Source organism: Achromobacter sp. (genome assembly GCF_036567245.1).
In the GTDB taxonomy this organism is placed as follows: Bacteria; Pseudomonadota; Gammaproteobacteria; order Burkholderiales; family Burkholderiaceae_B; genus Achromobacter.
This window is the reverse complement of the sequence record NZ_DATCUY010000152.1, coordinates 1-6238: the sequence shown is the minus strand read 5'-3', so window position 1 is coordinate 6238 and position 6238 is coordinate 1. Positions and strand designations below refer to the sequence as shown.

The window sequence follows — 6238 nt, the reverse complement described above, 5'->3', positions numbered from 1 at the left end:
CATCGAGCCGCCCGCTTGAACCAGATCGACGGCGCCATGCCGCGCCTGCACGCCATGCCCGATGGCTGTGCGTTTCACCCGCGTTGCGCGTCTGCCGGGCCGCGCTGTGCCCACACCCGGCCGCCCCTGGCCGCTTCGCCTTCGGGCGCTACCGTCAGCGCCTGCTGGCTGCACCAGGAAGGAGTGGCCCATGCCGCGTAACGATGATGTGCTGTTGCGGGCCGAAGACCTGGCCTGTTGGTTCGACGTATCGCCGCCCTGGCTGGAGCGCACGCTGTCGCGCCAACCGGAGCAGACGCTGAAGGCCGTGGATGGGGTGTCGCTGTCTGTGCCGCGGGGTACCACCCTTAGCATCGTGGGCGAATCCGGCTGCGGCAAGTCGACGCTGGCCAAGCTGCTGGTGGGGCTGGTGGCGCCGACACGCGGGACGCTACGGTATGGGCAGAACCGCAAGGGCGGGGTGCTGCATCCGCAGATGATTTTCCAGGACCCCTACGCCAGCCTGAATCCGCGCTGGCGTGTGGGCAATATCGTGGCCGAACCGATCACCACGCTGGGTCTGCGCGCGACGCCCGCCGAGACGCGGCGCCGGGTCGACGAGCTGTTGGAACTGGTGGGCCTGTCCGCCAGCGACGCCGGCCGCTTTCCGCACGAGTTTTCAGGCGGCCAACGCCAGCGCATCTCGATCGCGCGGGCGCTGGCGACGGAGGCGGAATTCCTGGTGTGCGACGAGCCGACCTCGGCGCTGGACGTGTCGGTGCAGGCGCAGATCCTGAATCTGATGGGCGACCTGCAGAAGGAGTTCGGGCTGACCTATGTGTTCATCAGCCACAACCTGTCGGTGGTGCGGCATGTGTCGGACAGCGTGGCGGTGATGTACCTGGGCCGCATCGTGGAGCAGGCGCCGGCCGACCAGTTGTTCGATGCGCCGGCTCATCCGTATACGCGGATGCTGCTGGATACCATTCCGGACCTGGACGATCCGCGGCGGGATCGGGAGCCGATGGGGGGAGAGGTGCCGAATCCTATTCTGCCGCCGTCGGGGTGTACGTTTCATCCTCGGTGTTCGATGGCGCGGGAGCAGTGCAGGGTGGAGGCGCCGGTGGTGGTTGGTGTCGGAGGGCGGCAGTTGCGGTGTCATGCCGCGACGTGGGATGTGATGCGCGCCGCTTGAGTTCGTCGGTGCATGGTTCTTGAGGCGCCAGCCGCGCCGTGGGCCTGGGGGGAGCGGGGCAACGATTGCGGCCCGGAGCCTTCGCTCCGGGCTTCCCCGTCGTCATCGTCGTCCAGGCCTTCGGCCTTCCCTTCCGATTCCCTCGGGCTTATCGACGCCCCGCTCCCCCCAGGCCCACGGCGCGGCTGGCTCTGCCAGTTGAAGCTTGACGTCAACGGGGGCGGGCGGTGTTCTTGGCGTTCTGGCCACGAGCGGTGAGGGAGGGCGGGTCTTGCGGGGCCCGCCCCATGCCGGCCGCCCGGGCGGCCTCGTGGGGCTTACGCGGTGTCTTGCGATTTGTGATGGCGCTGCGCGCTGTTGGTGGCTGAGTACAGATCGGCCAACATCGTCATTTCAACTCCGCCGCCGGATGGGTGGCGCGCGCGAACGGATCTGGGTGCGCAAGCGGCTGCCCGCCGCGCGCCACCCATCACCGCCCACACCCCCCCAATGCCGGAGTCACTAGCAAGCAATTCTCCGCATTCGCGCAAGCGCATACAGCAACGACGACCACCAACACGTATGCTGCTTGCGGCCGCCCGCGCGGCCGCAAGCAGCGGGCGACGCAAGACTCGCCACCAACCACAGATCTAGCAGCGCAACAGGCCAAGAATTCGGTAGCTCGCCGGCGCTGGCGCCTGAGGGGCGAGCAACCTCGATGCGCCCGACGGAATCCGGAGGAGTCGCCGAAGGCGAGGACGAGGATGAGGATGGGGCAGTCCGGAGCGAACGCTCCGGACCGCAATCGTGGGCGCTCGCCTCTCAGGCGCCAGCGCCGGCGAGTGGCCTACGAAGCCAACTCGCCACAAGCCAAGAAGCAATTACTTAGCGTAGACCAGATCCCGCAAACCCAGCGACAACCCCGGCCAATAAGTAATGATCATCAGGCAAACAATCACCACCCCCACAAACGGAATCAACGGCTTGATCAACCTCTCCAACGGCAACTTAGCCACCGCGCAAGCCGCGAAAAGATTCACGCCGAACGGCGGCGTAATCATCCCGAGCGCCAGGTTCACCACCATGATGATTCCGAAGTGCACCGGCTCCACGCCGAACTTCAGCGCCACCGGCAGCAGCAAGGGGGCCAGCACCACGATCGACGCCGAGGTCTCGATGAACATGCCGATCACGAACAGCGCCGCGTTCACGCCCATCAGGAAGCTGAACTTGGTGTCGAAGATCTGCGCCAGCCACAGGCCCAGCGCATCCGGGATGCCTGCGCGGTTGAGCAGGAAGCTGAAGATGCCCGCGTTGGCGATCACGAACATGATCACGGCAGTCGATACCACCGACTTGTGCAGCGTTTCGGACAACTGCTTGAAGCTCAGGCGGCGGTAGATGAACTTGCCCACCACCACCGCGTACATCACGGCCACCACCGAGGCTTCGGTCGGCGTGAACACGCCGCCGTAGATCCCGCCCAGGATGATGACCGGCATCAGCAGCGCCAGCCATGCGTTCTTGAACGCCGGCCACAGCGGCAGGCGGCCTTCGCCGTCGCGCTTGCCCAGGTTGTTGCGCTTGGCGTAGATCCAGACGTAGAACATCAGCGCCACGCCGATCAGGATGCCGGGCATGACCCCAGCGATGAAGAGTTCGCCAGTCGAGGTGTCGGTGGACACCGCGAACAGGATCATCGGGATGGATGGCGGGATGATCACGCCCAGCTCTGCCGCGCTGGCCTGCAATGAGGCGGCGAAGGGCGCGGGGTAGCCGTGCCGGATCATCGCGGGAATCAGGATTGCGCCCACCGCGAAGGTGGTGGCCACGCTGGAGCCGGCCACGGCGGCGAAGATCATGCAGGTCAGCACGCAGGTGCAAGCCAGGCCGCCCTGGATGCCGCCCACCACGCTCTTGGCGAACTCCACCATGCGTTCGGAAATGCCGCCGGCTTCCATCAGGTTGCCGGCCAGGATGAAGAAGGGAATGGCGACCAGGGGGTACTTGTCCAGCGCGGCAAATAGCTGCTGGGCCACGACCACCCAGGGCAGGCCGGCGGCGCCGACTCCCGCCAGGCTGGCCAGGCCGATCGACACGGCGACCGGCACGGACAGCCCGAAGAAAATCAGCATCGAGACAATCATTAATTGGGACATGGCGATATCTGCTGCTTATGTTCGATGGGGGGCGGCTCAGCCTTGGGCGTCGTTGCGCACCGGCACGTCGTCTTCCTCGCCGGCGCACCAGCGGGCCAGCACGGCGATGGCGGCCAGGGTGGCGCCTACGGGGATGGCCAGGTAGATCCAGGAAATCGAAATGTCCAGGCTGGGCACATTCTGGAAGCGCACGCGGTAGGTCATGTTGCCGCCGATCCAGGCCAGAAAGCCCAGGAATCCGGCGCAGATCAGCCCGATAGCGGCTTCAAGCACCCGGCGGCGCGCGCCGCCCAGCATGTTGCGCAGCAGCTCCACGCTGATCATGGCGCCGTGGCGGAAGGCCAGGGCCACGCCCAGCAGCACGGTCCAGATCAGGAGGGCGCGGGTCAGCACCTCGCTCCAGTCGGCCGGGGAGTGCAGCACGAAACGCGCGATGACTTGGTAGAAGGCGGCGGCCGCGGCGGCCACCAGCAGCAGTTGGGCAAAGACCGAGACCACTTTGAACAGGCCGCGGTCGAAGGCGCAGAGCAAACGCATGATGAATCCCGTTGGCGGTGTACGCAAAGGATGGAGACGAAAGCGGCGGGACCGGGATCCCGCCGCCAGGGGGATGCGCCCCGGGTCGGGGCGGGCCCTGCTTACTTGGTGTCGCGGATCGAGTCGATCAGCTTCTTGTCGAACTTCTTGTAGTACTCGGGATAGGCCGGCTCGACGGCGGCGGCGAAGGCGGCGCGGTCCACTTCGGACACCTGCATGCCTTCCTTCTTCAACTGCTCGACGCCCGTCTTCTCGATGTTGTCGACGTAGGCGCGCATGGCCTGGGCGGATTCCTTGCCGGCCTTGTCGAAGTTGGCCTTGTCCGCGGCCGACAGGCCGTCGTATACGTTGGCCGACATCAGCACCAGGGCCGGGCCATAGACGTGGCCGGTCAGCGACAGGTACTTCTGCATTTGCGACAGCTTGGCCGAGGTGATCACGGACAGCGGGTTTTCCTGGCCGTCGATGGTGCCTTGCTGCAGGGCGGTGGCCACTTCAGGCCAGGCCATGGGCGTGGGCAGGATGCCGATCTGGCGGAATGCCGTGATGTGGATCGGGTTTTCGGTGGTGCGGATCTTCAGGCCCTTGGCGTCGGCCGGGGTCTTGACCGGACGGACGTTGTTGGTCAGGTGGCGGAAGCCCTGTTCGCCCCAGGCCAGGGCGACGATGCCGCGGCTGGGGAACTTTGCCAGCATATCTTGTCCGATCTTGCTGTCCAGCACGTTGCGGGCGTGCGGCAGGTCGCGCAGCAGGAAGGGGATGTCGAAGACTCCGGTCTCGGGCACGAAGTTCAGCGTGGCGCCGGTCGAGACGATGGCCAGGTCGATGGTGCCGATCTGCAGGCCTTCGATCACTTCGCGTTCGCCGCCCAGCGCGCTGTTGGCGAATTGCTGTACCTTGTACTTGCCGCCCGTGGAGGCTTCGATGGACTTGGCCAGCGCGTCGGCGCCGGCGCCGTAGTGCGAGGACGTGGATAGCGCGTAGGCCATCTTCAAGGTGTTCTGCGCCACGGCGGGCAGGGCGGTTGCGGCCGTGCAGGCGGCCAGAATCGTGGCGGCAAGCCAGGATTTACGCATCGTCTTCTCCAGGTTTTGAGTATCTTTATGGGTGGCACTGCCTCCCGCCCCGGGATGATATCGGGATTCAGCCTCGATTCAGGCCGTTGGTTAACATTGTGGAATGATGGATTTCCCTGATATGTCACGGGTCAGACGCCCAGGTTTTTGGTCCACCTTGCGCCAGGGCGCCAGGATGATGATGCGCGACGCCCGCGCTGGCGAACTGCGGCTGCTGGTGCTGGCGCTGGTCATCGCGGTGGCTGCGGTGACCAGCGTCGGCTTCCTGGCGGACCGGGTCGGCCGGGCGCTGGAGCGCGACGCCGGGCAAATGCTCGGCGCCGATCTGGTGCTGGATGCCGACGAACCTGTGCCCGCGGTTTTCATGGACCAGGCCCGGGAACGCGGCCTGGCCGTGTCCAGCACCTGGCAGTTTCCGTCCATGGTGGGCGCGGGTGACGGCGCCCAGCTGGCCGCGTTGAAGGCCGTGGAGCCGGGCTATCCGCTGCGTGGCGCCTTGCGCGTGGCGGGCGCGCCGTTCGAACCCGACGCCGCGACGCGCGACATCCCTCCCGAGGGCGCGGTGTGGGTGGACGCGCAATTGCTGTCCCTGCTGAACCTGAAGGTGGGCGACACGCTGAACGTGGGCGACGCCCACCTGCGGGTGGACCGCGTCATTACTTATGAGCCGGATCGCGGCATGCAGTTCGTCAACGTGGCGCCGCGGGTGCTGCTGCGCGCCAGCGATCTGCCTGCCACCGGCCTGATCGCGCCGGGCAGCCGCATCGGCTATGCCATGCTGATCGCGGGCCAGCCCGACGCCGTGGCCGGCTACTCGTCCTGGCTCCAGCAGAACCTGAAGCGCGGCCAGAAGGTCGCCACCCTGGAGTCCGGGCGTCCGGAAGTGCGCCGCACGCTGGACCGGGCGCAGCGCTTCCTGTCGTTGGTGGCGCTGCTGGCAGTGCTGATATCGGCGGTGGCCGTGGCCCTGGCGGCCGGCCGCTACATGACGCGCCACCGCGATGGCATTGCGGTCATGCGCTGCCTGGGGGCGGTGCAGTCGCAGGTGTCGCGCATGCTGACGCTGGAATTCACCCTGGTCGGCCTGTTCTCGTCGGCCGCCGGCTGCCTGCTGGGCTACGCGGTGCACCAGGTGCTGGTGATGCTGCTGGGCTCGCTCATCGATACCACTTTGCCCGCGCCCTCGGCCATACCGGCCTTGCAGGGGTTGCTGACCGGCCTCCTGCTGTTGCTGGGCTTCGCCCTGCCGGCGCTGGCCCAACTGCGCCACGTGCCGCCTGCCCGGGTGCTGCGGCGCGACGCCGACACGCTCA

At 66.8% G+C, this 6238-nt stretch carries 6 protein-coding genes; 3 read left to right on the top strand and 3 right to left on the bottom strand.

Translation table 11 applies throughout. The features are described from left to right. On the top strand, positions 1 to 201 hold a 201-nt coding region (locus tag VIR09_RS06765; protein WP_332012177.1), incomplete at its 5' end, for an oligopeptide/dipeptide ABC transporter ATP-binding protein. After that, positions 191 to 1174, top strand: coding sequence for an oligopeptide/dipeptide ABC transporter ATP-binding protein (locus VIR09_RS06760; RefSeq protein WP_332012176.1), 984 nt, complete (start codon positions 191 to 193; stop codon positions 1172 to 1174). The genes VIR09_RS06765 and VIR09_RS06760, both read left to right, overlap by 11 nt. Before the next feature lie 860 nt (positions 1175 to 2034). On the opposite strand, the gene VIR09_RS06755 is transcribed toward VIR09_RS06760, so the two are convergent. The 3 genes from VIR09_RS06755 to VIR09_RS06745 form a co-directional block, all read right to left on the bottom strand. Continuing rightward, positions 2035 to 3312 (bottom strand): TRAP transporter large permease, encoded by a 1278-nt coding sequence (locus VIR09_RS06755; RefSeq protein ID WP_332012175.1) that lies wholly within the window; start codon positions 3310 to 3312, stop codon positions 2035 to 2037. A 36-nt stretch (positions 3313 to 3348) separates the two neighbouring features. Beyond that, positions 3349 to 3849, bottom strand: coding sequence for a TRAP transporter small permease (locus VIR09_RS06750; RefSeq protein ID WP_332012174.1), 501 nt, complete (start codon positions 3847 to 3849; stop codon positions 3349 to 3351). A gap of 101 nt (positions 3850 to 3950) precedes the next feature. Beyond that, the gene (locus tag VIR09_RS06745) at positions 3951 to 4925 is read right to left on the bottom strand and encodes a TRAP transporter substrate-binding protein (RefSeq protein ID WP_332012173.1); all 975 of its coding nucleotides are present in this window, start codon (positions 4923 to 4925) and stop codon (positions 3951 to 3953) included. A 103-nt stretch (positions 4926 to 5028) separates the two neighbouring features. On the opposite strand from VIR09_RS06745, the gene VIR09_RS06740 reads away from it, so the two are divergent. Continuing rightward, on the top strand, positions 5029 to 6238 hold a 1210-nt coding region (locus VIR09_RS06740), incomplete at its 3' end, for an ABC transporter permease (RefSeq protein ID WP_332012172.1).

Coding starts and splice junctions, on each gene's coding strand:
- VIR09_RS06745 (WP_332012173.1), bottom strand. CDS start 4,925: ATGCGTAAATCCTGGCTTGCCGCCACGATTCTGGCCGCCTGCACGGCC.
- VIR09_RS06750 (WP_332012174.1), bottom strand. CDS start 3,849: ATGCGTTTGCTCTGCGCCTTCGACCGCGGCCTGTTCAAAGTGGTCTCG.
- VIR09_RS06760 (WP_332012176.1), top strand. CDS start 191: ATGCCGCGTAACGATGATGTGCTGTTGCGGGCCGAAGACCTGGCCTGT.
- VIR09_RS06755 (WP_332012175.1), bottom strand. CDS start 3,312: ATGTCCCAATTAATGATTGTCTCGATGCTGATTTTCTTCGGGCTGTCC.